The sequence below is a fragment of the Pseudoclavibacter chungangensis genome (genome assembly GCF_013410545.1).
Taxonomy (GTDB): domain Bacteria; phylum Actinomycetota; class Actinomycetes; order Actinomycetales; family Microbacteriaceae; genus Pseudoclavibacter; species Pseudoclavibacter chungangensis.
Window position 1 is genome coordinate 2,234,270 of record NZ_JACCFV010000001.1, and the last position, 25,569, is coordinate 2,259,838.

The 25,569-nt window shown below is 71.5% G+C and carries 23 protein-coding genes and 1 pseudogene; 9 read left to right on the forward strand and 15 right to left on the reverse strand.

Annotated elements, in window-relative coordinates:
• Positions 1-34: 34 nt before the first annotated feature.
• From HNR16_RS18250 to HNR16_RS10065, 6 genes and pseudogenes are all read left to right on the forward strand, one after another.
• Positions 35-1,024 (forward strand): annotated as a pseudogene (locus tag HNR16_RS18250) (carbohydrate-binding domain-containing protein); the annotation flags it as partial.
• Between the two features lie 550 nt (positions 1,025-1,574).
• Positions 1,575-1,817, forward strand: coding sequence for a hypothetical protein (locus HNR16_RS18255; RefSeq protein WP_225737862.1), 243 nt, complete (start codon positions 1,575-1,577; stop codon positions 1,815-1,817).
• Between the two features lie 126 nt (positions 1,818-1,943).
• The gene (locus HNR16_RS18260; RefSeq protein ID WP_158040546.1) at positions 1,944-2,216 is read left to right on the forward strand and encodes a hypothetical protein; all 273 of its coding nucleotides are present in this window, start codon (positions 1,944-1,946) and stop codon (positions 2,214-2,216) included.
• 27 nt (positions 2,217-2,243) lie between these two features.
• The gene (locus HNR16_RS18265; protein WP_158040547.1) at positions 2,244-2,552 is read left to right on the forward strand and encodes a hypothetical protein; all 309 of its coding nucleotides are present in this window, start codon (positions 2,244-2,246) and stop codon (positions 2,550-2,552) included.
• Between the two features lie 41 nt (positions 2,553-2,593).
• Positions 2,594-3,331, forward strand: a complete 738-nt coding sequence (locus HNR16_RS18270; RefSeq protein WP_158040548.1) for a response regulator transcription factor — start codon at positions 2,594-2,596, stop codon at positions 3,329-3,331.
• Positions 3,328-4,932, forward strand: a complete 1,605-nt coding sequence (locus HNR16_RS10065; protein WP_158040549.1) for a sensor histidine kinase — start codon at positions 3,328-3,330, stop codon at positions 4,930-4,932. Before HNR16_RS18270 ends, HNR16_RS10065 begins: the two co-directional genes overlap by 4 nt.
• 43 nt (positions 4,933-4,975) lie before the next feature.
• On the opposite strand, the gene HNR16_RS10070 is transcribed toward HNR16_RS10065, so the two are convergent.
• The 5 genes from HNR16_RS10070 to HNR16_RS10090 form a co-directional block, all read right to left on the reverse strand.
• Entirely contained in the window at positions 4,976-5,383 is a 408-nt protein-coding gene (locus tag HNR16_RS10070) for a hypothetical protein (protein WP_158040550.1), read from the reverse strand.
• 470 nt (positions 5,384-5,853) lie between these two features.
• Positions 5,854-7,050 (reverse strand): M20 metallopeptidase family protein, encoded by a 1,197-nt coding sequence (locus tag HNR16_RS10075; protein WP_158040551.1) that lies wholly within the window; start codon positions 7,048-7,050, stop codon positions 5,854-5,856.
• Entirely contained in the window at positions 7,047-8,198 is a 1,152-nt protein-coding gene (locus HNR16_RS10080; RefSeq protein WP_158040552.1) for an amidohydrolase family protein, read from the reverse strand. Before HNR16_RS10080 ends, HNR16_RS10075 begins: the two co-directional genes overlap by 4 nt.
• 77 nt (positions 8,199-8,275) lie before the next feature.
• Positions 8,276-9,568 (reverse strand): type I glutamate--ammonia ligase, encoded by a 1,293-nt coding sequence (locus tag HNR16_RS10085; protein WP_158040553.1) that lies wholly within the window; start codon positions 9,566-9,568, stop codon positions 8,276-8,278.
• Positions 9,565-11,016 carry an APC family permease gene (locus HNR16_RS10090; RefSeq protein WP_158040554.1) on the reverse strand — a complete coding sequence of 484 codons (1,452 nt, stop codon included), beginning with the start codon at positions 11,014-11,016 and terminating at the stop codon, positions 9,565-9,567. Before HNR16_RS10090 ends, HNR16_RS10085 begins: the two co-directional genes overlap by 4 nt.
• A gap of 107 nt (positions 11,017-11,123) precedes the next feature.
• On the opposite strand from HNR16_RS10090, the gene HNR16_RS10095 reads away from it, so the two are divergent.
• Positions 11,124-11,981 carry a MurR/RpiR family transcriptional regulator gene (locus tag HNR16_RS10095; protein WP_179558195.1) on the forward strand — a complete coding sequence of 286 codons (858 nt, stop codon included), beginning with the start codon at positions 11,124-11,126 and terminating at the stop codon, positions 11,979-11,981.
• A gap of 308 nt (positions 11,982-12,289) precedes the next feature.
• On the opposite strand, the gene ndk is transcribed toward HNR16_RS10095, so the two are convergent.
• The 4 genes from ndk to ileS form a co-directional block, all read right to left on the reverse strand.
• Complete coding sequence (gene ndk / locus HNR16_RS10100; RefSeq protein WP_158040556.1) at positions 12,290-12,709, reverse strand: nucleoside-diphosphate kinase; 420 nt, start codon at positions 12,707-12,709, stop codon at positions 12,290-12,292.
• Between the two features lie 106 nt (positions 12,710-12,815).
• On the reverse strand, positions 12,816-13,448 hold the full coding sequence (locus HNR16_RS10105; RefSeq protein WP_179558196.1) for a DUF4233 domain-containing protein: 633 nt from the start codon (positions 13,446-13,448) through the stop codon (positions 12,816-12,818).
• Between the two features lie 31 nt (positions 13,449-13,479).
• A complete protein-coding gene (locus tag HNR16_RS10110; protein ID WP_338109156.1) occupies positions 13,480-15,045 on the reverse strand; it encodes a bifunctional folylpolyglutamate synthase/dihydrofolate synthase in 1,566 nt (521 codons plus the stop codon).
• Entirely contained in the window at positions 15,042-18,308 is a 3,267-nt protein-coding gene (gene ileS, locus HNR16_RS10115) for an isoleucine--tRNA ligase (RefSeq protein ID WP_225737852.1), read from the reverse strand. The genes HNR16_RS10110 and ileS overlap by 4 nt, the downstream gene beginning before the upstream one ends.
• A gap of 329 nt (positions 18,309-18,637) precedes the next feature.
• Between ileS and HNR16_RS10120 the strand changes: the two genes are divergently transcribed.
• Positions 18,638-19,495, forward strand: a complete 858-nt coding sequence (locus HNR16_RS10120) for an aminotransferase class IV (protein WP_158040559.1) — start codon at positions 18,638-18,640, stop codon at positions 19,493-19,495.
• 33 nt (positions 19,496-19,528) lie between these two features.
• Here HNR16_RS10120 and HNR16_RS10125 read toward each other — a convergent pair whose 3' ends face one another.
• Genes HNR16_RS10125 through HNR16_RS10140 form a run of 4 tightly spaced genes read right to left on the reverse strand, consistent with a single transcriptional unit; the run spans position 19,529 to position 22,585 of the window.
• Positions 19,529-19,744: a hypothetical protein gene (locus HNR16_RS10125; RefSeq protein ID WP_158040560.1), complete on the reverse strand. Its 216-nt coding sequence runs from the start codon at positions 19,742-19,744 to the stop codon at positions 19,529-19,531.
• On the reverse strand, positions 19,741-20,694 hold the full coding sequence (locus tag HNR16_RS10130) for a DUF4097 domain-containing protein (RefSeq protein ID WP_158040561.1): 954 nt from the start codon (positions 20,692-20,694) through the stop codon (positions 19,741-19,743). Before HNR16_RS10130 ends, HNR16_RS10125 begins: the two co-directional genes overlap by 4 nt.
• Positions 20,694-21,365 (reverse strand): response regulator, encoded by a 672-nt coding sequence (locus tag HNR16_RS10135; RefSeq protein ID WP_158040562.1) that lies wholly within the window; start codon positions 21,363-21,365, stop codon positions 20,694-20,696. The genes HNR16_RS10130 and HNR16_RS10135 overlap by 1 nt, the downstream gene beginning before the upstream one ends.
• On the reverse strand, positions 21,353-22,585 hold the full coding sequence (locus HNR16_RS10140; RefSeq protein WP_158040563.1) for a sensor histidine kinase: 1,233 nt from the start codon (positions 22,583-22,585) through the stop codon (positions 21,353-21,355). The genes HNR16_RS10135 and HNR16_RS10140 overlap by 13 nt, the downstream gene beginning before the upstream one ends.
• A gap of 116 nt (positions 22,586-22,701) precedes the next feature.
• Between HNR16_RS10140 and HNR16_RS10145 the strand changes: the two genes are divergently transcribed.
• Positions 22,702-23,178: a hypothetical protein gene (locus HNR16_RS10145; RefSeq protein WP_158040564.1), complete on the forward strand. Its 477-nt coding sequence runs from the start codon at positions 22,702-22,704 to the stop codon at positions 23,176-23,178.
• Here the strand turns inward: HNR16_RS10145 and HNR16_RS10150 are convergent.
• Both HNR16_RS10150 and HNR16_RS10155 read right to left on the reverse strand, forming a co-directional pair.
• Positions 23,166-23,825, reverse strand: coding sequence for a TetR/AcrR family transcriptional regulator (locus HNR16_RS10150; RefSeq protein ID WP_158040565.1), 660 nt, complete (start codon positions 23,823-23,825; stop codon positions 23,166-23,168). The genes HNR16_RS10145 and HNR16_RS10150 overlap by 13 nt on opposite strands.
• A gap of 64 nt (positions 23,826-23,889) precedes the next feature.
• Positions 23,890-25,335, reverse strand: a complete 1,446-nt coding sequence (locus HNR16_RS10155; protein WP_158040566.1) for an XRE family transcriptional regulator — start codon at positions 25,333-25,335, stop codon at positions 23,890-23,892.
• Between the last annotated feature and the right edge of the window lie 234 nt (positions 25,336-25,569).

A 25,569-nucleotide genomic window follows, 5' to 3' on the forward strand; every position in this document is an offset into this window, starting at 1 on the left:
CGCCGCTCACGACCGACACGAAAGCACCGCAACCATGAAACGATCCCTCCGCACACGCCTCCTCACGGCGGCCCTGCCCGCCCTGTTCGCCGCGACCGCCCTCGCCGGATGCACCGTCGCGGGTGACACCGCGACCGACACGGCCTCGACCGATGCGGCCTCGGCCTCCGGCACGGCGGCCGAGGTGCGCGCGGCGAACGACACCGCCACGGTCCTCACCGAGGATGAACTCGACGCATCGGATGCCGTCACCGTGACGCTCGCCGGGACGACGGCCTCGTCCGACGGTGACGGGGTCACCGTCGACGGCAGCACCGTGACCATCACGCAGGGCGGCGCCTACCGACTCACCGGGACGCTCACGGGCGGCATCGTCGTCGCGGCCGAGGACGACGCGACCGTCGTCCTCGTGCTCGACGGTGCCGACATCACGAACACGACCGGCCCAGGCATCCGCGTCACGACGGCGGACGACGTGGGCATCGTCCTCGCGAGCGGCTCGAGCAACAGCGTGAGCGACACGGCCGGTGGGACGAGCGACGCGGACGCCGCGGCCGCGATCGCGAGCGAGGCCGATCTGACGATCGCGGGCGACGGCGCCCTCACCGTCGCGGGCGAGGTCGAGGACGGCATCTCGAGCGACGACGACCTCGCGATCACGGGCGGCACCATCACCGTCACCGCGACCGACGACGCGCTCCGGGGCAAGGACGCCGCCACCGTCACGGGCGGCACGACGACGCTCACGGCCGGTGGCGACGGCATCACCTCGACGAACACCGAGGAGGCGACCCGTGGCTTCGTCGACGTGTCCGGCGGGACCGTGACGGTCACGAGCGGCGGCGACGCCGTCTCCGCTGCCTCCGACGCCGTCCTCACGGGCGGCACGCTCACCGCGCAGGCCGGCGGCGGACACACGGCGACGCTCGCCGAGGACGCGTCGGCGAAGGGCGTCAAGGCTGGGGCCGTCCTCGTGGTGGAGGGAGCCGTGCTCGACCTCGACACCGCCGACGACGCCCTGCACGCGGACGCTCAGGTCGTCGTGAACGACGGTGACGTGCACCTCGCGAGCGGTGACGACGGTGTGCACGCCGAGTCCTCCCTGCGCATCACGGGTGGCACGGTGACCGTGAGCGCATCCGTCGAGGGCCTGGAGTGGGCGGCGATCGACATCGCCGGTGGCACGATCGACGTCACGTCGAGCGACGACGGCCTCAATGCCTCGACCGGCTCGTCGACCGACGAGGGCGGCTTCCCGGGCGGTGGCGGCTTCCCGGGCGGTGTCGGCGGTTCGGGCGACGGCTCGACCCTCGTGGTCTCCGGTGGTGACCTGCGCGTCGACGCCGAGGGTGACGGGCTCGACTCGAACGGGACGGCGGAGATCACGGGCGGCACGATCGTCGTGAACGGCCCCACCGGGAGTGGCAACGGGGCGCTCGATGCCCAGGCCGGGCTCCTCGTCTCCGGCGGCACGCTCGTCGCGACGGGTAGCGCGGGCATGGCCGAGTCGCCCGAGACCGACTCGGCCCAGGGGCTGGGTCGCCGAGGCCGCCTCCGGCGGAGCGGGCGCCACCGTGCAACTCGTCGACGCCTCGGGCACCGTCATCGCCGAGACGACGCCCACGAAGGCGTTCGCGACCGTCGTGATCTCGGCCGCGGGCATCACGACGGGTCAGGAGTACTCGATCGTCGTCGACGGCACCGCCACGACCGTCACCGCCGGAACCGCGATCTCGGGCGGCGGGTTCGGCGGCATGACGCCGCCCGACGGCGGTTCCGGAGCGGGCGCACCCCCGTCCGGTGGCGGCCGTCAGTGACCTCCCGGGGTCCCATAGCCCACGCAGAGGGCCGACCGGCCCCCCACATGAGGACGGTCGGTAGAACGGAACCCGAACGACGACGCGAACACGCACCGCCCGCCGACAGACCGGAACGAGGAGCCCATGTCCATCACCCGCACCTTCCACGCCACCCAGCTCCGCCTGCTCGGCGCACTCGCCGTCGGCGGGGCCGCGACGCTCGCGACGTTCGGCGCCGTGCAGCTCGGCGACGAGGTCACCGAGGCGCATGCGGTCGTCCAGGTCGCCGAGACCTCGTTCGACACGAGCGTGACGGACGCGGCGACGCTCCAACTCGCCGCCGCCCTCGAGCGCATCCCAGACCCGACGACGCTGCACGCCGCGACCGTCGACCCGAGCGCACTCCCCACCCTCTGACACGAGCCGACGACGACGGAGACGACGATGAGCACGACGACACACGAACGCGCGAACACCACGAGCACCACTCTCACCCTGCACCCGCTCCCCGCGACGCCTGCGGCCTCGCGCGCTCCCGCGGCGGACCGATCGAGCGACGCCGCGGCCGCTGCCTCGCGGGCCGACGACGACCGCTTCGCACGTCGCGTCCGGGCCCTCCTGACGTGCAGCGCCGTCGCGGCCCTCGCCGCCGCGGGCGCCGTCGGGGGCGTCATGGACCTGCAGGCATGGACCTCCGACGGCACGACACTCGTCGGGCTCGCCTCGGCGGCCGGACAGGTCGGTGTGTGGTGATCGACGAGGCACGACCGGCCGCGGGGGTGTTTGATGGGGGCATGTCACCGAATCGCGGATCCGCGCAGCTTCGCCGCGCCGACGGCTCGCCGGTCCGGGCCGTCGTCGCCGACGACGAGGAGTACCTCGCGGACCTGCTCCGGATGACCTTCCGGGCCGAGGGCTGGGACGTGGAGGTCACGCACGACGGCCGAGCGGCCCTCGACGCCATCCGGTCGTTCGGACCGGACATCGTCGTCCTCGACATCATGATGCCCGGGCTCGACGGCCTCGAGGTGTTGAACGCCATGCGCGACCGCGGTGACGACACGCCCGTGCTGTTCCTCACCGCGAAGGACGGCGTCGACGATCGCATCGCGGGCATCACGGCGGGTGGCGACGACTACGTCACGAAGCCGTTCAGCCTCGAGGAGGTCGTCGCGCGCGTCCGCGGGCTCGTCCGCCGGCACCTGCGGGTCACCGCGAACGACGACGCCGAGCTGCGGGTCGGCGATCTCCGCCTCAACGAGGACACCTACGACGTGTTCCGGGGCGAGACCCGCATCACCCTCACCTCGACCGAGTTCGAGCTGCTCCGCTACCTCATGAGCAACCCGCGGCACGTGCTCAGCAAGTCGCAGATCCTCGACCACGTCTGGAGCTACGACTTCGGTGGCCGCTCGAGCATCGTCGAGCTCTACATCTCGTATCTCCGCAAGAAGATCGACACCCTCGGCGAACCGCTCATCCACACGGTGCGCGGCGTCGGCTACACCATCAGGGAGCCCGACCGCACATGACGAGGCACCCGTGGACCCTCCGCCGTCGACTCGTCGTCGGTCTCGTGCTGCTGCTCGCGATCCTGAGCGGCGTCGTGGGCACGACGAGCATCGCGATCCTGCACCAGGACCTCATGTCGCGGCTCGACGAGACCCTCGAACAGAACTCGATGAAGCGGATGTCCAAGTTCGACGACGGCGTCGACCAGGGGCGGCCGCCATCGGGGCAACAGGTGCCCGACAACCTCGGCCCTGGGCAGAAGGCGGGCAACCTCATCGTCGTCACGGACGGTGAGACGGTCGAGATGGCCGTGTTCGTCGATGAGTCGGGCACCGAGACCCAGCTGCCCGACGCGGTCGTCGACACCATCCGTGCGGGGATCGACGATAGTGCGCCCCCGCGCACGCTCGATCTCGGCGACGAGCTCGGCAGTTACCGGCTCATCGAGCGCACGGATCCGCGCACAGGGCTCAACGTCTACTCGGGCATCTCCACCTCCGAGGTCGAGACGACGATCCGCAACCTCGTGCTGATCTTCGTCGTGGTCGGCCTCGTCGCCCTCGCGATCGCCGCCGTCGCGGGCGTCGCCCTCGTGAGGCGGAGCCTGCGCCCGCTCGAGAACGTCGCGGCCACCGCGAAGCGCGTGTCGGAGCGCGACCTCGTCGACGGCGAGGTCGAGCTCCCCGAGCGCGTTCCCGAGGAGCAGGCCGATCCCCGCACCGAGGTCGGCCAGGTCGGCGCCGCACTCAACCGCCTGCTCGGGCACGTCGAACAATCGCTCGTCGCCCGCTACCGCAGCGAACAGCACCTGCGCCAGTTCGTCGCCGACGCGAGCCACGAGCTGCGCACCCCGCTCGCGTCGGTCCGCGGGTACACCGAGCTCGCGCGCCGCGAGCCGGAGCGGCTGAGCGAGACGCAGACGCACTCGCTCGCACGCATCGACGCGGAATCCGCGCGCATGACGGCACTCGTCGAGGACCTCCTCCTGCTCGCTCGCCTCGATGCGGGGCAGCGGCTGCGGCACGAGGAGGTCGACGTCGTCCGGCTCGTCGTCGAGGCGCTGAGCGATGCGCAGGCGGCCGACCGCGGCCACGTGTGGGAACTCGAGGCGCCCGACGAGGAGCTCGTCGTCACGGGCGACGGCGACCGGCTGCGCCAGGTGCTCGCGAACCTCCTCGCGAACGCGCGGCACCACACGCCCGACGGCACGCGCGTGACCGCCTCGGTCGCGGCGCGTGACGGCATCGTCGAAGTGCGCGTGAGCGACGCGGGCCCCGGTATCCCGCCCGAACTCCTGCCCGAGATCTTCGGCCGATTCGTACGCGGCGACGCGTCGCGCACGCGGCGCGGCGCGTCCGCCGGCCTCGGCCTGTCCATCTCGCAGGCGATCGTCGAATCACACGGCGGGACGATCGACGTCGACAGCGAACCGGGCCGGACGACCTTCACGGTGCGGCTGCCCGAGGACGCGGGCGCCGCGACGGCGGTCGCCGAGCCGAGCAACGGCGGCGATCCGGTGCGGCGTGCCGCCGCGGACGCGCAGGACCCCAACGAAGCCCTCCAGGACGGGGCAGGCCGGGACAGGACCTCGGCTGATCACGGCGGCGTCGGCGCACGCTGACCCGCCGATCGCCGCACGCGTCACCGGCCTCGGCGCGACACGCTCACCGCGGCTCGACGGCCACGTAGCAGCCGCCGACGTTCAGCGCCATCACCACGGGCCCGACGAACGACGTGGTACCGACCGTCGGCGCCGCCGCTCCCGGCGGGACGACCCCGTAGCCGACACCGTTCAGGAATCCTGCGTCCACGATCTCGGAGGAGCTGAAGTCGTCCTCGAGCACACGATCGGAGACCGTGAACAGGCCCGCACGCTCGGGAGAGGTCCCGGACGCCACCGCCGCCTCGAGGGTCGGCCTCGCGAGCTCGAATCCGCCCCGGAAGGGCAGGTCCACCGCGACGAGCACCATCGCGACCGCGACGATGGCCGGCGCGAGCAGGCCCGCCACCGCGAGCGTCCGACCGACGATCGCGAACACGAGCGCCACGATCCACGCGATACATGCGAGCACGATGAGGCTCCCGCGACGAGGGAAGGCTCGAAGAGCGGTTGCGGCGCGGCGTCCGACCACAGGAGCACGTCCGCGCCGGCGAACGCGAACGGAAGCGCGATCCACCCCGCGATCCGCGCCCCGCGCGGTGGGGCACGACGGCGCCGCGCGGTCGTCGTGCCGAGACGGGGCACGCGCTGCCCCGGACTCGGCACCGCCGGTCAGCGGCCCACGTCCACCGTCCCCCACTCGGGCCGGCCGCTCGCCCCCGGCCCCGTGCTGGCTCCCACGCGCGTCCATCCGCCGCCCCTCCCCCGGGCACACGCCGTGCGCGCCGCTCCTGCCGGCCTGACCGTCGCGACGGCACACGAGGTCGGCCCGACGGATGAACGCGGTTCCCCCGTCCGACCGGACGGCGTTGTCGCGTGCGGACCCGCTCGCCTCCGTCCTCGGACCGACACACCAATCGCCCGGCGATGCACGGGCCCGCCTCAGTGCTCCGCGAGGATGGCCTGGGCGCCGGCCACATAGCCCGCCGCGAGCGCATGGGCGACTGCCGCGACGGCGCCGTCCGCGGGCAGGAATCGCGGATCGTGCAGACTCGGCTGCGGGTCCACGCCGTCCGTGCGCACGCCCACGAACGACATGACCGACGGGACCGCATCGCTCAGGAACGCGAAGTCGTCGGCGCCGAGCGAACGCATCGGGGCCGTCGTGACGAGCCCGAACGCCGGCAGCCACTCGTCCATGAGATCGGCGAGCACGGCGTCATTGCGGAGGACGGGCTCACCGAAGATCTGCTCAAAGCTCGCGTCGATCCCGTACGCCTCCCCCTGTGCGACGACGAACCGCTCGAGCGCGGGGATGAGCCGCGCGCGTTCCTGCTCGGACGTGGTGCGCATGGTCGCACGGAGTCGCCCCGTCCCCGGCAGCACGTTCGCCGCCCCCTCACCCGCGGAGAGCGTTCCGATCGACACGACCGCGGGCGACATCTGGTCGACGGTGCGCCGCACGACCTCGGGGAGGCCGAGCGCGATCGAGGCGAGCGCCGAGACCACGTCACGTGCGTCGTGCGGGTACGCACCGTGGCCGCCGCGGCCCACGAGCGTGACGCGCAGTTCGTCGGCGGCGGCGTTGATGACGCCGGCACCCGTCGAGACCGCACCGATGGGCACACGAGGGTGCACGTGGGCGCCGATCGTGCGGGTGACGCCGTACCGATCGAGCGCACCCGCCTCGACCGCCTCGAGTGCGCCGGACGGATAGGACTCCTCGCTCGGCTGCAGGAACGGCACGAGCCCGACGGGCAGCTCGATCGTCGCCGCGGCCCGGACGACCGCGACGAGCGCGGCGAGGTGCACGTCGTGACCGCACGCGTGCATGACCCCGTTCGTCGAGGCGTCGGGTGCGCCCGTCGCCTCCGTGACCGGGAGCCCGTCGAGCTCGGCACGGAGGAGCACGCCGCCGCCCCCGGCCGGCCCGAGGCGCGTGATCCGGCCGGTGCCGGCGATGCGGTCGAGCGGGAGGTCGATCGCGGCGGCCGCGAGCGTCGCCGTGTCCTCCTCCTGGTGCGAGACGCGCGGATCGCGGTGCACGGCCCACCGCAGTGCCTCCGCCGCGGGGAGTTCGAGGTCGATCGCCGCTCGCAGCGCGTCCGCCGTGTTCCGGAGGTCGTGCGTCGTCGTCATGCGGGCACCTCCGTCGCCTCGTCGAGTCGGTAGACGGCACGCGCGTTGCGGGAACCGATGCGTTCCGCGACGCGCCGCTGCTCCGCCCACGGCCACGCGTCGAGCTCCGCGAAGCGCGCGAGCGCGTGATCGAGTCCGCGTCGGAACAGGAGCGCACCGAGCGTGTAGAGCTCGGCCGCACCCCACGCGTCAGACGAGTACAGGATCTTGTGGAACGGCGCGAGTTCGAGCGATTCGGCGATCACCGCCTCCGAGCGCGAACCGACGTAGTTGATCGCGAGGCCGACGTCGAACCAGACGTGCGGGAACACCTGTGCGAGGTAGCCCGCCTCGCGGTGGAACGGGTAGCAGTGCAGGAGCGTGATGCGCGTGCCCGTGTCGCGCGTGCGGCGCAGGAACTCGGTCAACAGCAGTGGCGAGCAGCGGTGCAGGTCGACGTCCGGGTCCCCGTAGCCGACGTGGAACTGCAGCACGGTGCCCCGCTCGACGGCGGTCCAGATGAGCCACCGGACGACGACGGCTGACTCGAGCCGTCCCCGCTCGGCCACCCAGGCGGCGACGGCCGCGTCGACCTCGTCGTCGCTCGGCTTCGACGGATCGAAATCGAGCCCGATGCGGTACGCCGCGATCGACTTCGTCCCGACCGCCGTCCGCAGCCGTTCGGTCAGCTCGTCCTCGAACGCCGCCCGGAACGATGCCGCGCTCACGCCGCGCTCGACGAGCTCCTCCGCGAGCCGTTCGAGCCGCACGACCTCGTACGCGCGGGCAGCCGCGAGCCGCGCCATCTCCGCGGGCGAGGCGATGAGGTCGCCCCGGTGACCCGTCTCGACGAGGTACGTCCCGGTGCCGGCCGCCGCGAGCAGACGACGATTCACCTCCTCGGGCCCGAGCACTGCGCGGCGATCCAGGTACTGCTCCGGCGTCGCGAACGCGTCGAGATCGAGCAGCGGCGCACAGTGCGCGCGGATGCCGAACCCGAGCTGCGAGTCGAACTGGGTCGCACCGGCCGGTGCGGGGACGTCGGACTCGGTGATGAGGTCCTCGAACGCCGCGCGGTCGACGGCGTCGCGGACGACGCCGTGACAGTGGTGGTCGACGAGCTCGAGCCCGGCGAAGAACCGGGCCCTCTCGGACTCGGGGGTGGACATCGTAGATCTGGCCTTCCTGTCGTGAGGATCCGGGCGCGCCGATGGTGCCGCACCGTCGGTGCGGCGCCACCGCGTGATCAGTACACCGAGGTGTACGCGTCGCAGCGCTCCTCGGGGGTCATGGGGTCGAGGCGGGTGATCTCGACACGCTTGACCGCCTCGAACGTCGCGAGCGTGTTCGGGTGGAACCAGCCCGAGACGACCTCGTCCGCGCGCAGCGCGTCGAGTGCCTCGCCCAGCGAACCGGGCAGGGCGGCGAGGTGCGCGTGCGTCCCGTCGACGTCGATCTCGCCCGTGACGATCTCGGGCGTCTCCAGCTTCTCACGAAGTCCCTGCAGTCCGGCCCGCAGGAGGCTCCCGAGCAGGATCCACGGGTTCGCCCCGATGTCCGCGCCACGGAACTCGAAGTGCAGTTGGCGCGCGGGGTCCCGCCCGTCGATCTCGTTCGTCGGGCAGATGCGCAGCAGCGCCTCGCGATTCCGCAGGCCGAGGCACGACCTCGCCGTCGACCAGTTGTGCGGCTGGAGCCGGAGGTAGCTCGTCACGAGCGGGGCGAACAGGGCCGCCATCGCGGGGCCGTGACGGACGATGCCCGCCGCGAAACTCCCCGCGAGTTCCGACAGGCGCCCCGGGCGCGCCGCGTCGTACACGAGTGTGTTCCCGTCGGCGTCGTCGAGGCCGAAGTGGACGTGCACGCCGTTCCCCGTCGCGCCCGGACGCACGACGGGGGCGAACGTCGCGCGCCGCCCGCCCGCGTCGTACACGTCGCGGACGACGTCACGCAGCAGGATCGCGCGATCTGCGGCCCGCAGCGCGTCGGTCGGTGCGAGCGTGATCTCGTACTGGTGCTCGCCGTACTCGGGCAACCACGTCTCGGGCTCGAGACCGGCATCCGCGAGGAGCGCGACGAGTCGGGAGCCGACGGGTTCGGCGTCGCGGAAGGCCTGCAACGAGAACGCGTGGGGCTCGGTCGTCGCGCCGAGCTCGACGAACTCGTGCTCGAACGCGGTGCGCGTCGTGATCCCGAACTCCTCGCGCAGATCGCGGATCGCGTCGCGCAGGAACGTGCGGGGGCAGCTCTCCCACGGCGATCCGTCGGTGTTCACGAGGTCCGCAAACACGATGTCGAGCCCCGGACGCTCGCCGACGGGCGCGAAGCGCGTGCGCGACGAGAGGTCCGGCCGCAGACGGGTATCGCCCGACGAGCCGTAGGGGATGCCCTCGACGATGTGCCCGTCGACACCGATGCCGAGGTCGGCGGGGACCCACCCGACGCTCGTCCGCTCGTCGAAGTCCGCTGCCCGCACCGCGCGCCCCTTCGTGCGCGCCGCGAGATCGCTCGTCGCGATGAAGACCAGTCCGTCGCTCATTCGAGGTCCTCCGTCGTCAGTCGCTCACCGATTCGCTTCGCGAGCCCCGGCCGCGCGAGCACGAGGACGAGCCCCAGCAGGCACCAGGCGCCCGCGATCCAAGGGAAGTACGTGTACGGGGCCTCCTGGCCGATGATCTGGATCGCGTACACGAGCACGAGGTACGCGAGGCCGAGGAGCGGCACGACGACCTCCCACCTCGGGATCCGGGACCCGGGCTTGAACATGTAGCGGACGACACCCACGGACGCCATGCCGTAGGCGACGACCATGCACAGCGTCGCGATCGTCGCGAACCAGTAGTAGACGTCGACGCTCGTGCCGCCCGCGAGACCGAGTCCGCACGCGAGCACGAGCGTCGCGATCGCGATCACGATCGTCGCGCGGGTCGGGACGCCCGTTCGCGGGTGGACCGTGCCGAGCGACACGGGCCCGAAGCCGTCTCGTGCGAGCGCGAACAGCAGGCGGGACGCGGCGGCCGAGGAGCTCAGGAGCGACGCGAACGCGACGAAGAACGCGATGACCGAGACGAGCACGGCGTACCAGGGACCGATGTACGTCGACGCGAGTGTCGTGAGCGTCGACGAGGCGTTCGCGAACGCGTCGACGCCGGCCGCGTCGGTGCCGAAGCCGATCGTCTGCGCGAACATGACGAGCACGTAGATGCACCCGCCGACGACGACCGCGCTCAACAGCGCGACCGGCACGGCCCGCTTCGGCTCGCGGGCCTCCTCACCCAGTGAGGTACCCGACTCGAAGCCGGCCCACGAGAGGAAGGCGAAGACGGAGGCGGTCATGACCGCCGTGAACGAGGCATCGCCCGGCAGCAGGACCGAGAGGTCGATGCCGGTCGAGACCGGCGCGTCGCCCGCGCCGACCCGCCCGATGATGATGAACGCGAGGACGACCATCGCGATGATGCCCGCGAACCCGATGCCGAGCAGCGTGCGTGCCGTCACGACGGACTCGCGGAGATTGAGCACGAGCGAGGCGGCGACGCTCACGAGCATCACGACGAGCCACACCCAGCTCGGCAGCTCGACCCCGAGCTCCGACATGAGTGCCTCGAAGAACACCGCACACGCACCTGCGATGCACGCGGCGAAGAACAGGTAGGTGCCGAGGAGGGCGAAGCCGCCGAAGAACCCGGCCCTGGGGCCGATCGTCGAACCGGCGAGCGCGTACACCGAGCCCGCATGGGTGATGTAGCGGGTCAGGCGGATGAACGCGTACGCGACGAGGAGCGTGCCGAGGAACGCGACGAGGAACGTGAACGGGACGGCCTTCCCGACGAGGCCCGCGACGCCGATGCCGTTGAGGGACATCGCCATGACCGGGCCCATGAACCCGATCGAGATCGCGGCGACCTCCCACACGCGCAGGCGCCGGGAGGGTCGAGGTGTGGTCGAGGCCGGGGCGTCGCCGCCCGACGCGGATGTGGTCGTCATTCGAGGATTCTCCCTGGGGCGGTGTGGTCGGCGGTCGTGCGCGAGCCGAGAGCGGGGACCCGCGCGGCGTGCGGCCGATGTCGAGGACGGCGGTGCGAACATGGAGCATGGATCAACCAGGCAGGACGGTCTCGGAGCGCGTCCGCGCATCGATCGACCGGCTCACGCCGGCGGAGCGGCGTGCGGCTCGCGCGCTGCTCGCGGCCTATCCCGTGCTGGGGCTCGACACCGTCGCGAGTTTCGCCGAGGCGTCGGGGGTGAGCGGCCCGACGATCGTCCGGCTCGTGAAGTCGCTCGGCTACGGGACGTTCCGTGAGTTCCAGGACACGCTGCGCCGTGAGGTGCACGAGCGCGGCGAATCGGCGCTGTCGCAGGCGACGCGTTCGACCGAACCGCTCGACACACAGGGCTCGCTCGGTCGGGCGCGGGATGCGTACCTGCACGGCATCGAGCGCACGTTCGCGGGTGTCCACGAGCGCGATGCCGAGACGCTCGTGCGGTGGCTCGCCGACACGCGCCGTCGTGTCGTCGCGCTCGGTGGCGACTACTCGGAGCTCCTCGCGCGCTATCTCGTCGCCCAGCTCGTGCCCGTCCGGGGTGGCGTCAGCGAGTGTTCGCCGAATCCCGTGCTCGCTGCCGGGGCGATCGCCGACATCCGTGCGGACCGGGACGTGTGGGTCGTGTTCGACTTCCGCCGCTATCAGGCGTCGTCCGAGCAGTTGGCCCGCGAGGCGGCGGCGTCCCGGGCGCGCATCGCGCTCGTCACGGATCGCTGGCTGTCGCCCGTCGCGAGTGTCGCCGACGTCGTGTTGACGTGCGACGTCGAGGCGTCCGGCCCGTCGGACACGCTCGTGCCCGCGCTCGCGCTCGTCGAGGCGCTGTGCGAGCGTGCGGTCGAGCATCTCGGCGAATCCGCGATCCAGCGTCTCGAGCGCATCGATCCGGTTCGGCAGCGCATCAGCTGAGCGGCGCTCCCGCGGCGCGGGGGATGCGGACACGGCGACTCCTCGCGATCGATTCGGGGCCGGCGATCCCGCCACAGGCTTCCCCGAGCCGCCCGGACGTGTCGAAAGCGTAAACCGGCCCCACCGGCATCCTCAACACATTCACTACGAACCACCGCACATTTGACAAACCTGAAACATCTGAACCACCACCCGGACGGGACGCGCTCCCTGCCGACGGACGAGTTCCGGGTGGTTTTCGGGGTTCCGGGCGACCCGGAAGCCCGAAAACCACCCGGAACTCGAGGTGGTCGCGGTGGTCGCGGTGGTCAGTTGAACCAGATGTCGAGCTCGCGCGCGGCCGACTCCGGTGAGTCGGAGCCGTGGACGATGTTCTGGATGACGCCCGCGTCCCAGTCGCGGCCGAGGTCGCCACGGATCGTGCCGGGCGCCGCGGTCGTCGGGTCGGTCGTTCCGGCGAGCGAGCGGAAGCCCTCGATGACGCCGTGGCCGCCGACGCGAACGGCGACGACGGGCCCCGAGCCCATGAACTCGACGAGCGGCTCGAAGAACGGCTTGCCCTCGTGCTCGGCGTAGTGCCGGGTGAGGAGTTCGCGCGTCGGACGGACCATGCGCAGGTCCTCGATGACGTAGCCCTTGCGCTCGATGCGGCGCAGCACCTCACCCGTCAGGTTGCGGGCGACACCGTCGGGCTTGACGAGGACGAGGGTGGACTGTGCTTCTGCCATGGTGGTTCCTCCGGTCGTTCGTGGCCCGTGTGGGCCGCCAATTGGTCGGTCTCTGGTCGTGTCGGGGCTTTCGCGCGCGGGCGCACGACACCGCGCCGAGGGCGCCTCAGTCGTCCGCGGTGTGCCGTCGATCGCTCGGACGCGCCGCCCACGGTCGATCGTCCCCGGGGGCCGTGCCGGACACGCCGTCGGCTGCGCTTGCATCGCCCGTCGTCGCGGGATCGCCCGCCGTCGCGGGATCGCTCGCCGTCGCGGGATCGCCCGCTGTTTCGGGAGCACCCGCCGTTTCGGGGACACCCGTCGACTCCGCAGCGCCCGCCGCGGCGGGGGTGGGCGTCACGTCGGAGGCGTCGCGCGTCAGGGGCGTCCCGTCGGGCGCGATCTCCCCGGCGGCGAGCGCCCGCTCGTACTCGGCCGTGACCTCGGCGCGATGGCGGTCGATCGGTGCCGCCTTGATCATGAAGTACGCCCACGCGGCGAGGAAGAGCCCACCGACGACGAACATGCCCGCGTGCAGGAACCCCGTCGCGAACAGCAGGATGTGGAACACCCAGCCGGCGATGATGCCCCAGCGGTAGCGCAGCGACGCGATGATGACGATCATCACGGCGAGGACCGCCGCTCCCCCACCGAGCGCGACGGGCGGAGGGAAGACGCGGGTGCCGAAGAACACGAGCACGCACAGGAAGACGGCGAGCAGCTCGAATCCCATGATGATGATGCCGAGCGTCTCACTCATCGAACGCTGACGCCGGACGCGCCGCCGCGGCTCAGCCATCCACGCGGCCCCAGTCCTCGTCCCGGGCGATGCGGATCGCGTCGCCCAGGATCGTGATCGAACCCGTGATGAGCACCGCGCCGCCCTCCTCCGCGCCGGCGAGCTCGCGAGCGTGCTCGAAGGCCTCGTCGGTACGGTCGAAGGCGTCGCAGTGGCGCCCCGTGAGCTCGGTTATGCGGTCGGCGAGCACGAACGCGTCGACCGCGCGCGGCGAGTCGGACTGCGTCGCGACGAACGCGTCGGCGACCGGCGCGAGCGCGGCGATGACGCCGTCCGCGTCCTTGTCCTCGAGCACGCCGAGGACGACCACGAGCCGGGAGTGCGGGATCGCCTCCGGCACCGCCTCCGCGAGCGCCGCGGCGCCGTGCGGGTTGTGCGCCGCGTCGATGTAGACCGCGGGCGCGTAGCCGATGCGCTGCAGGCGCCCCGGGGAGCTCGCGGCGACGAGTCCCTGCTCGACGAGATCCTGTCGCAGCGACTGCTCGCCGCCGAAGAACGACTCGACCGCGGCGATCGCGACCGCCGCGTTCTCGCCCTGGTGCGCACCGCGCAGCGGCAGGATCAGATCGTCGTAGGTGCCCGCGATGCCGCGCACGCTGATGAGGCGGGAGGCCGGTCCCTCGGGATCGTTGCGCGTGAGTTCGAACGCCTGCCCCTCGACGGCGAGCGTCGCTTCCTGGATCTCGCACGCCCGCTCCAGTTCGGCGAGCGCCTCGGGGGCCTGTATCGCACTCACGACGCGCGCCGCGGGCTTGATGATGCCCGCCTTCGTGCGGGCGATCTCGGCGATCGTGTTCCCGAGTCGGGCCGCGTGGTCGAGGGCGATGGGCGTGAAGACGGCGACGGATCCGTCGGCGACGTTCGTCGAGTCCCACTCGCCCCCCATGCCGACCTCGAGCACCGCGACGTCGACGGGCGCGTCGGCGAAGCACGCGAACGCGAGGACGGTGAGCGCCTCGAAGAACGTCAGCCGGGGCTCACCCTCGGCCTCGAGCTCGGCGTCGACGATCGCGATGAACGGCGCGATGTCGTCCCAGTTCGCGACGAGCCGCTCGTCGCTCACGGGCTCGCCGCCGATCTCGATGCGCTCCGCGAGCCGCTCGAGGTGTGGGCTCGTGAGCAGTCCGACGCGCAACCCGTGGGCGCCGAGGAGCGAGGCGATGATGCGCGCCGTCGAGGACTTGCCGTTCGTGCCGGTGAGGTGCACGACGGGGTAGGCGCGGTGCACGTCGCCGAGCAGCTCGGCGGCGCGCCTCGTCGGGGCGAGCCTCGGCTCGGGCTGCGCCTCGCCGACGCGCTCCATGAGGTCGTCGAACACACGGTCCGCCTCGCCGCGCCAGTCGGTCTCGTCGAGGAACGCGCGTTCCTGCTCCTCCCGCTCCGAGAGCTCGACGGGCTCGTCGTCCTCGTCGAGATCGGCGGTCTCGCCGCCGGCGCCGAATTCCCCGTCGGCGCCCGATGCGGCGTCGTCGAGCTCGTCCTCGCCGTCGGCGTGCCAGTCGAGCCGTTCGAGCGGGTCGTCCTCGTCGTCGGGCGTGTAGCCCTCGCCGTTCGTCATGCGGTCACCGCCTCCAGTTCGATCTCGAGCGCACCGTAGGACGACGCGTTCGAGCTGCCGTCCGCGGCGAGCCCACCCACGACGTCGAGGCTCGTCGCGAGCGTTTCCGCCGCGATGAACGCGCGGTTCGCCTCGACCGCGGCGACCGATGCGTCGTCGAGCCGCAGCACGAGTGCGATGCGGTCGGACACCTCGAGCCCGGCCGCGCGTCGAGCGTCCTGCACGGCCCGCACGACGTCGCGCGCGAGCCCCTCGGCGGCGAGTTCGGGCGTCACGGTCGTGTCGAGCACGACGATGCCACCGTCGTCGAGCAGTGCGAGCTCGCGCTCGCCCGCGTCGTCCGCCGTTTCGAGCCGGACCTCGTACTCGCCCTCGACGAGCTCGATGCCACCCGCCGTGACGACGCCGTCGACCTCCGACCAGTCGCCGGACTTGGCCGCCCGGATCGCCTCCTGCACGCGCTTGCCGATGCGGGGTCCGGCCGCGCGCGCGTTGACCTGCAGCACGCGGGAGATGCCGTAGTGGGCACCGGAGTCCGCCTCGAGCGGACGGAACTCGACGGCCTTCACGTTGAGCTCGTCGCGCAGGATGGGCGCGAAGCGTTCGAGGCGGTCGGCCGCGGGGCTCACGACCGTGAGCTTCGGCAGCGGGAGCCGCACGCGAAGCTTCGCCTGCTTGCGCAGGGCGAGCGCGGCCGAGGTGATGGAGCGGATCTCGTCCATCTCCGCGACGAGCGCGTCGTCGGCGGGGAACTCGTCCTCGTCGGGCCAATCGGTCAGGTGCACGGAGCGTCCGCCCGTGAGGCCGCGCCAGACCGCCTCGGTGACGAGCGGCGAGAGCGGCGCCGCGAGCCGCGAGACGGTCTCGAGCACGGTGAAGAGCGTGTCGAACGCCTCGGTGCCGTCACCGGACGCGTCGACACCGTGCCAGAAGCGGTCACGTGAGCGGCGCACGTACCAGTTCGTGAGCACGTCCGCGAAGTCGCGCAGGTGCGCGGCGGCGGTGGTCGAGTCGAGCGCGTCGTAGGCGTCGCGCAGGTCGCCGACGAGGGTACGCAGCTTCGCGAGCACGTAGCGGTCGAGCTCGTTCGCGGAGTCGGTGCGGCGCCTCGCCTCGTACGCGCCGCGCCCCGAGTCGAGTGCGGTGTTCGCGTACGTCGAGAAGAAGTACCACGTCGACCAGAACGGGAGGAGGAACTGCCGCACGCCCTCGCGGATGCCCTCCTCCGTCGTGATGAGGTTCCCGCCGCGCAGCACCGGGCTCGCCATGAGGAACCAGCGCATGGCGTCGGATCCGTCGCGCTCGAACACCTCGTGCACGTCGGGGTAGTTGCGCAGGCTCTTCGACATCTTGCGGCCGTCGTCGCCGAGGACGATCCCGTGCGAGACGACGCGCTTGAACGCGGGCCGGTGGAACAGCGCCGTGGACAGGACGTGCATGAGGTAGAACCAGCCGCGCGTCTGTCCGATGTACTCGACGATGAAGTCGGCCGGCGAGTGCGTGTCGAACCACTCGCGGTTCTCGAACGGATAGTGCACCTGCGCGTACGGCATCGAGCCCGAGTCGAACCACACGTCGAAGACGTCGTCGATGCGGCGCATCGTGGAGCGGCCCGTCGGGTCATCGGGGTTCGGCCGCGTGAGCTCGTCGATGAAGGGGCGGTGCAGATCCGTCGGACGCACGCCGAAGTCGCGCTCGAGCTCGTCGAGCGAGCCGTACACGTCGACGCGGGGATGGTTCGGGTCGTCGCTCTTCCACACGGGGATCGGGCTGCCCCAGTAGCGGTTGCGGCTGACGGACCAGTCGCGCGCGCCCTCGAGCCACTTCCCGAACTGCCCGTGCTTGACGTTCTCGGGCACCCACTCGATCTGCTCGTTGAGTTCGAGCATCTCGTCCTTGAACGCGGTCACGCGGACGAACCAGCTCGAGACCGCCTTGTAGATGAGCGGCTTGCGGCAGCGCCAGCAGTGCGGGTAGCTGTGCTCGTAGCTCGCCTGACGGAACACGCGGCCGCGGGTCTTCAGCTCCTGCGAGATCGGACGGTTCGCGTCGAACACCTGCAGGCCCGCGAACTCGCCCGCGGCGGCGAGGAACACGGCACGGTCGTCGACGGAGAGGATCGTGGGGATGCCCGCGGCGTCACAGACGGCCTTGTCGTCCTCACCGTATGCGGGCGCGAGGTGCACGATGCCCGTGCCGTCGCCCGTCGTGACGAAGTCGGCGACGAGGATGCGCCAGGCGTCGGCGGTGCCGTAGCGCTCCGCATCGGCGTAGAAGTCGAACAGGCGGTCGTAGCGGACGCCCTCGAGCTCGCGCCCCGTGAGGCGCCGCTCGACGGCCGCGACGGCCGCGTCGGCGTCCGGGTAGCCGAGCTCCTTGACGTGCGCCGCGACCCGCTCGGCGGCGAGCAGGTACCGCTCCCCCGGGTGGACGGCGTCGGCGCCGGCGGGCACCACGACGTACTCGATGTCGGGGCCGACCGCGAGCGCGAGGTTCGTCGGGAGCGTCCACGGCGTCGTCGTCCAGGCGAGCGCGAGCACGCCCGCCAGCCCGAGCGCCTCGGCGCGTTCGCCCTCGAGCGCGAACGTGACCGTGAGCGTCTGGTCCTGACGCATCTGGTACACGTCGTCGTCCATGCGCAGCTCGTGGTTCGACAGCGGCGTCTCGTCGTTCCAGCAGTACGGCAGGACGCGGTAGCCCTCGTAGGCGAGACCGTCCTCGTAGAGGCGCTTGAACGCCCACAGCACCGACTCCATGTACCCGATGTCGAACGTGCGGTAACCGTTCTCGAAGTCGACCCAGCGTGCCTGCCGTGTCACGTACTCCTGCCACTCGGCCGTGTAGCGCAACACCGACTCTCGGGCGGCCGCGTTGAACTCGCGGATGCCCATCCGCTCGATCTCCTCCTTCGAGGTGATCCCGAGCTGTCGCATCGCCTCGAGCTCGGCGGGCAGGCCGTGCGTGTCCCACCCGAAGACGCGCTTGACCTGGCGGCCGCGCATCGTGAAGTAGCGGGGGAAGATGTCCTTCGCGTAGCCCGTGAGCAGGTGCCCGTAGTGGGGCAGGCCGTTCGCGAACGGCGGGCCGTCGTAGAAGACCCACTCGCCGGCGCCCTCGCGCCGGTCGATCGACGCCTGGAACGTGCCGTCGCTCTGCCAGTAGTCGAGCACGTGGCGTTCGAGTTCGGGGAACGACGGCGACGCGGGCACACCCTGTGCGGGGGCGTCGCCTGCGGGACCGAACGCTGAAACGGGGTAACTCACCCGGGGCCTCCTGGACTTGTGGATCACGGTGTCGCAAGGCCGGGGACGTGCTCGCGCACGCGGTACCACCCCGATTGCCGTCCGCGAGGACGGCCACTCGTTTCTCGGCTGTGACGGGCCCACCCGTTCGGATCTACTGGGGCGGTCTCCCGCCGGTTCTCCCGAAGACTCCCCGGTGATGGCCGGATCGATGTCGGTGTTCGAAGTGTACCCCGCCGGGGCGTGCGGGGCGTGACCGGTGCGCGGACGCCACCCGACGGCCGCGCACCCCGAACCGGCGGCGGACACACCCCCACCCCGTTCGACGCCGCCCGGCATAGGCTCTCGCCATGACCGGCACGAATCTGCTCGCGAACCTCGACGGCGATCTGCTCGACCCGACCGTCCCCATCGTCCGTGCCGACGACCTCGGCGTCGTCCGTGGCGACGGCGTGTTCGACGCGATGCTCGCGATCGGCGGCACTGCGGTCGACCGTGACGCGCACCTGGATCGGCTCGAGCGTTCGGCCGCCATGCTGGCGCTTCCGCGCCCCGACCGGTCGGGCTACGAGCGCGCGATCGATGCGCTGCTCGCGGCGTGGCCGTGGGAAACGCACCCCGAGGCGATGCTGCGCCTCGTGCAGACCCGCGGGCCGGAAGGCCTCGACCTTCCCGGCGGATGGGTGATGGCAGAGCCGATGGCGCCCGCCGCGATCCGCCAGCGCCGGGAGGGCGTGCGTGTGCTCGCCCTCGACCGCGGGTTCGACGGCGGCGAGGTCGCCGCGATGCCGTGGCTGTTGCCCGGCGCGAAGACGCTCTCGTACGGCATCAACATGGCGGCGAAGCGCTACGCCCTCGCGAACGGTGCCGACGACGTCGTGTTCGTCTCACCGGGCGGCGCCGTGCTGGAGGGGCCGACGTCGACGGTGCTCGTCGACCGGGACGGCGAGCTCCTCACGCCTCCGCAGGACGGGATCCTCCCGTCGATCACGCTCGAGCGACTGTTCGAGGTGGGGCCGCCGGCGGGCCTTCCCGTCCGGTTCGAGGCCCTTCGGCTCGACGAGCTGCGTGCCGCGCGCGGCGTGTGGCTGCTGTCGTCCGGTCGGGTGCTCGCTCCCGTCACCGCGATCGACGGGGAGCCCGTGCCGCGCTCGCCGTTGCATGCCCGCATCGCGACCCTGCTCGGTGTCCCGACGTCCGTCGAGTGAGGCAGGCCCCGTCGAGGGCGGGGCGGCGGATGACTACCACCACGACGCGACGAGGGGCATGAGCCCGAGCGCGACGACGAGGCCGACGAGCAGCACCGCACCGAGCGTCGCGGTCACGATGGCGTCCGTGCGGGTGCTGCCCGCGGCCTGGTCACCGGCCGGGACGAACCCGCCCGCCGGACGCTCGCGCTCCTCATCGGTCGCCCCGGCCGCCCGCTCGGCGCGTGTGCTTCCCCGTCGCCGGATCATGCGTTGTACCCGACGTGGGCGGCGCCCGATTCCACGGTGACCTCGAGCGGCACGGTGGCCTTGGACGAGGTGTCGACCTCGATCTGGCGATCACCCGCGACGCCGCTTCCGGAGAGGGCGTACTCGCCCTCGGGGACGGCGAGGGTCGCGGCCCCGCTCTGGACCTCGAGGCTGATCGAGGTCGGTTGCTTATCGCCGCGCAGCGTGCCGGTGAGTTGACCGGACGAGACCTCCAGGGACACGTCTCCCTCGACCGTCGCGTCGAACTCGAGGCGCCCCGCGGCGATCGTCGCCGTCAGTGCGTTCGCGTCCCCCTCGAAATCCGCCTCGCCGGCTGCGACGTCGATGACGACGTCCCCGAAGGTGCCCGTGACGTCGGTCGCGCCGGCACCGACGGCGATCGTCAGATCGGGTGTGGACGCCTCGAGGGCGCGCGGCAGTTGCAGGCGGATCCACGAGATGCCCCATGAACCGCCGAACCCGATGTCGTCGTCCGGCCCGCTGAGGACGAGCGTCGAGCCCTCCGAGCTGAGGACCCAGTCCCCTCCGGCGGACGCACCACGGATGAGGGCCGTCGCCTCGTCCACGTCGGTGTACTCGACGTCGACGTCCGCTGCGCTCGCCTCGACACGGATCGCGTCGACCCCGTCGACGGGTGCGGTCGAGACGAACGACGTCTCGTTGTCGGCGGCCGGACCGTTCGGGCCGATGTAGAACCCGTCCTCGTCGGTGTGGATGTAGGCGACGGGACTGAGCGAGCTCGCGATCGCGGTCGTGAACGAGCCGACGAGGACGAGCGCCCCGACGACCGCGACCACGATCGCCACCCACGCGTGCGGCCGCCTGAGCGTCGGCCCGCCCTCCTTCGACGTGGGCGGCGGGCCACCGGCGCCCTCGAACGCGTCGGTGCCGGCCTCGGCTGCACCCGACCTCGGTTCGGTGGTGGTCATCATCGTGCTCCGTTCGAATCGGGTCGAGCGTGTGAAAGGTGTGCGAGGACGGCGAGGACGCGGCGGTTGCCGTCCTCGCCCGGTCCGAGATCGAGCTTCTGGAACAGTTGCGAGATGTGCTTCTCGACACTGCCCTCCGTCACGAAGAGCGCCTTCGCGATGGCCTGGTTCGACTTGCCCTCCGCCATGAGCGCGAGGACCTGCCCCTCGCGAGGCGTGAGCCGCTCGAGTCGCGAGTCCCGGCTGCGGCGGTGCAGGAGCTGCGCGACGACCTCCGGATCGAGCACGGTGCCGCCACCGGCGACCGTCTCGATCGACTCGAGGAACTCCTCGACGTCGGTCACGCGATCCTTCAGCAGGTACCCGAGCCCGCCGCGGCGATCCGCGATGAGCTCCGACGCGTAGCGCTCCTCGACGTACTGCGAGAGCACGAGCACCCGGAGGTCCGGGTGCTGCCCACGCAGCGCGATCGCGGCGCGGATGCCCTCGTCCGTGAACGTCGGCGGAAGTCGCACGTCGAGGACGGCCACGTCCGGTGCCTGTTCGGTGACGGCGTCGGCGAGCCCCGCGGCGTCGGGCAGCGAGGCGACGATCTCGTGCCCGGCGTCCTCGAGGAGCCGACCGATGCCCTCCCGCAGCAGGACGTTGTCCTCACAGATCAGGACGCGCACGGCAGGCTCACCTCGATCGTCGTCGGCCCACCGAGCGGGCTCGAGAGGGAGTACGTGCCCCCGGCCGCGCGGACCCGGTTCGCCACGCCGTCGATGCCGCCGCCGGGGAGCTGCTTCGCGCCGCCCACGCCGTCGTCCTCGATGCGCGCCCAGAGCATGCCGCCCGGGCGTTCGAGCACCGTCACGCGGCACCCCTGCGCCCGCGCGTGCTTCGTCGCGTTCGTGAGCGATTCGGCGATCGCGAAGTACATGGCCGACTCGGCGGCGCGGCTGCAGCGACCGCCGACCCGCACGTCGAGCTGCACGGGCAGGTGGGTGCCCGCGGCGAGCGCCGACAGTGCGGCGTCGAGCCCACGGTCCTCGAGAACGGCCGGCTGGAACCCCCGGGCGAGCTGTCGGAGTTCCGTGATCGCGGCCTTCGTCGACGTGTGCGCCTCGTCGAGGAGTGCGGTCGCCGCCTCGGGGTCGGTCGCGATCTTCTGCCGCGCGCGGCCGAGCGTCATGCCGACCGAGACGAGTCGCGGTTGGACACCGTCGTGCAGGTCGCGCTCGATGCGCGAACGCTCCACGTCGGCGGCTCGGATCGCCTCGCCCTGGCGGCGCTCCGACGCCTGGGCCTGCTCGCGCAGTTCGCGCTCGCGATCCGGGCTGAACATGGGCACCGAGATCACCCGGTGCACGACCGCGAGACCGTAGAGGACCGCGAGTCCGAGTGCGATGAACACGACACCGAGCACCACGATCCAGGGCGAGGTGGGTGCGATCGGCCCGACCCACGGCGCCTCGACGCCCGCGTAGGTGATCGGCCAGAACAGCATGCCGATCGCCCAGCCGATTCCCGTGACGACGCCGAGCGCGATCGAACCGAGCAGCGTCATGATGAATCCGTGCAGCACGGCGAGCCAGTTGTTGCCGTCCGCGAACTGCAGGAGCAGGGTGTTCGGGATCCGGAGCCAATCGGTGCGCGTCGACCGACGCATCGGAACCTGCCGGACATCGATGTCGAACAGGGTCGAGACGCGCCACGACTCGAGGAGCCAGATCGCGCGCAGGCACAGCGCGAGCAGTGCGAGGAACAGGAGACCGATACCGAAGACCGGCAACAGCCCGACGGCGAGTCCCGCCAAGGTCGTCAGCGACCAGAACACGACCCAGCCGAAAACGCCGTATGCGGCGAGATGGGTGATGGCGGCGAGAGCGCTGCCGATTCGGAGTTTCATGTCGTCTACGCTAGGCGGGGCCGGGTCGCGTCGCCCTCCGGTCAACCGGACCGTTTGCGGGGGCTATCCCCCGCCACGTGGCCCGCGAACGGCCGCGAGGCCGGGGAGGAACGATCATGCGCACCCTGAACACGACGTCACGTCCCGTCCGAGGTGCGGCGCTCGTCGCCGCGATCGGCCTGAGCGCGCTCCTCGGCGGTTGCGCCGGGAGCGGCGGCGACACGTCCGGGACGACCTCGTCCGCCACCTCGAGCGCCGACACCGTGAGCGAGTGCGCGCAGGTGCAGGCCTCGATCGAGTCGATCTCGACGACCGCCGAGGGCATCCAGTCGAAGATCCCCGGCGACATCCCCGGGGCCGTCGCCGATCTCCAGTCCATTCAGACCGAGCTCACGACCCTCGGCGACGATGTGCAGGACTCCGAGCTGAAGGGCCACATCGAGGACGCGAAGGCGAGCGTCACGGCCCTCCTCGACCTGTTCACGAAGGTGTCGAACGGGGAGATCTCCCAGAGCGACGCGATCACGCAGGGCCTCGCCGAGTACTCGACGCTGAAGACCGCGATCGACGAGGTCAACGCCTACTGCGCGTGACCTCGTGCGGCGGTGACGAATCCGACGCACACGGGCTCGACGGCCCGTTCGATGAGTGGGCCGAGCGGGCCACGCTCCGTTCCGGCCCCGACCCAGGCCGCCGCGGCCGACCCCGCTGCGGCGACGAAGGCGGCCGCGAAGGCGCCCCGCAGCACGTCGTCACCGGACGGGTCGTGGCGGCGCATGAACGACACGACGCGACGCTCGAGCGCGCGCAGCCGGCTCGCCCCCGTCGCGAGCGTCTCCTCGCTCGTCCCCATGAGTTCCGCCTGCGTGATCGCCCACGGGATGCCCGCGGCCGGGTACTCGTCGGCGAGCCGCACCGCGATGTCGCGCAGGGTCGCAACGGCCGCGGCGAACGCCTCGGCCTCGGCCGTCGTGGGCCGCTCGGCCGCGGCGGGCGCCTCCCCTGCCTCCTCGAGCGCCCGGTCGACGCCCGCGAGCGCATCGTCGACCGCGACCCAGAGCAGATCCGACTTCGAGGCGAAGTAGTTGAAGAAACTGCTCCGACTGACGCCCGCTCGACGCGCGACGTCGTCGACGCTCGTCGCGGCGTAGCCCTGTTCGAGGAACAGCTCGCTCGCGGCGTCCTCGATCGACTGCCGGCTCGCCGCCGGTGGCCGTCCTCGCCTCGCAGTTCCGGTCATACCGCCCCTTTCATCCCAGAGGCTAGCCGAGTCCGCCCCGGCCACGGGCGACGGGGCCCGGAACTCACGCCTCCTCGCGGGAGCCGGCGTCGTGGCGTTCGAGGAATTCGAACACCTCCCGCTGGTCGACGCCCGGGAAGTCGCCCGTGGGGAGCGGCGAGAACGTGCGGGCGTGCACGCGAGCGCTCGGCCACACGCGGTTCGTCCAGCGCTCGGCCTGCGCCGCCTCCGGAGCCCGGCAACACTGTTCGTCGTCCGGACACGTCGACACGGCCCGCGCCTTCGTGTTGCGCCCCCGGAACCAGCGCGCCTCGTCGAACGGCACACCGATCGTGATCGAGAAGGTCTCCTGCGCGGTCGTTCCCGTCTGGGTCGAGCACCAGAACGTTCCGGCCGGGGTGTCCGTGTACTGGTAGGTCTCGGTCGTCCGGTTCCGATTCGCGAAGGCCTGCCGCGCGGAGAACTTGCGGCAGAGGAACTGCCCCTCGATCGACCCCGTCACGTCGACGGGCAAGGGGAGGCCGTCGTTCTCGTAGACGCGGGAGATCGCCCCGTCGCCGTCGACGCGAAGCATGTGCAGCGAGATCCCCAGGTGCTCCGTCAGCAGATTGGTCATGCGCAGGGCGGCGGCCTCGTGGGTCACCCCGAAGGCGTCCCGGAAGTCCTCGACCGCCATGTCGCGGCGATCCTTCGCGTCCTGGAGGAACGCGACGGAACGATCGAGCGGCATGAGGCACGACGCAGCGAAGTAGTTGATCTCGAGCCGCTGGCGCAGGAAGTCCGCGTAGTCGGTCGGTCGCCGGTGGCCGAGCACGCGGTGCGCCATCGCCTGCAGCGCCATGGCGCGCAGGCCGTGCCCACCGGGGATGGACGCGGGAGGCAGGTAGATCCGTCCGTTCTCGAGGTCGGTGATCGACCGCGTCGACCCCGGGAGGTCGTCGACGTAGATGAGCGTGAAGCCGAGGTGCTTCGCCATCTCGGCGACGTGGTGGTGCGAGAGCGCCCCGCGAGTGTGGTCGACGCGGGACAGGAGCTGATCGGCCGCGGCGTCGATCTCGGGCATCGCGTTGTTGCGCTCGCGCATCGTCAGACGGAGTTCGGTGTTCGCACGGCGCGCCTCCTCGGGCGTCGCGGTCGACTCGATGACGCGGCGGTCCAGCTCCCGATGGAGTCCGCGCAGCACCGTGAGCACCTCGTCGGGAAGCGTCTTGACCGACGCGAGGTGCGGCAGCCCGAGCGCTTCGTACGCGGGTGAACGCTGCGCGCGCTCGACGTCGATCTCGAGCCGGGAGCGCTCGTCGGGCGGAGTGCCCGAGAGCATCTCGGTGAGGTCGACCTCGAATGCGTCCGCGAGCTGCTGCAACACCGAGAGCTTCGGCTCCCGTTTGCCGTTCTCGATGAGCGAGAGCCTGCTCGGCAGCAGCCCGGTCCGTTCGCTCAACGCCTCGAGCGTGAGCCCGCGCTCCTTCCGGTAGTAGCGGATGCGGCGTCCCAGGACGAGACCGTCCATCCCGACCTCCCTTCGTGTGCACCAGGGGGTGCCTGCGCCCGCGCCGGCCCGTCGAACAAAGGGCCGCCGAACGCGCGTTTTTCCACAGAATCACAAGATCACGAGCCGGATGCCCGCAAACCGCTGCAATCCTATGCGGATTTCGTGAAATTCCGCGATTCTTCACCCGGTTTTTCGTCGCCCGTTGATGAGAATTGGGAGACACTTGAGGAAGCCGCAACTCGCCGTCCACCG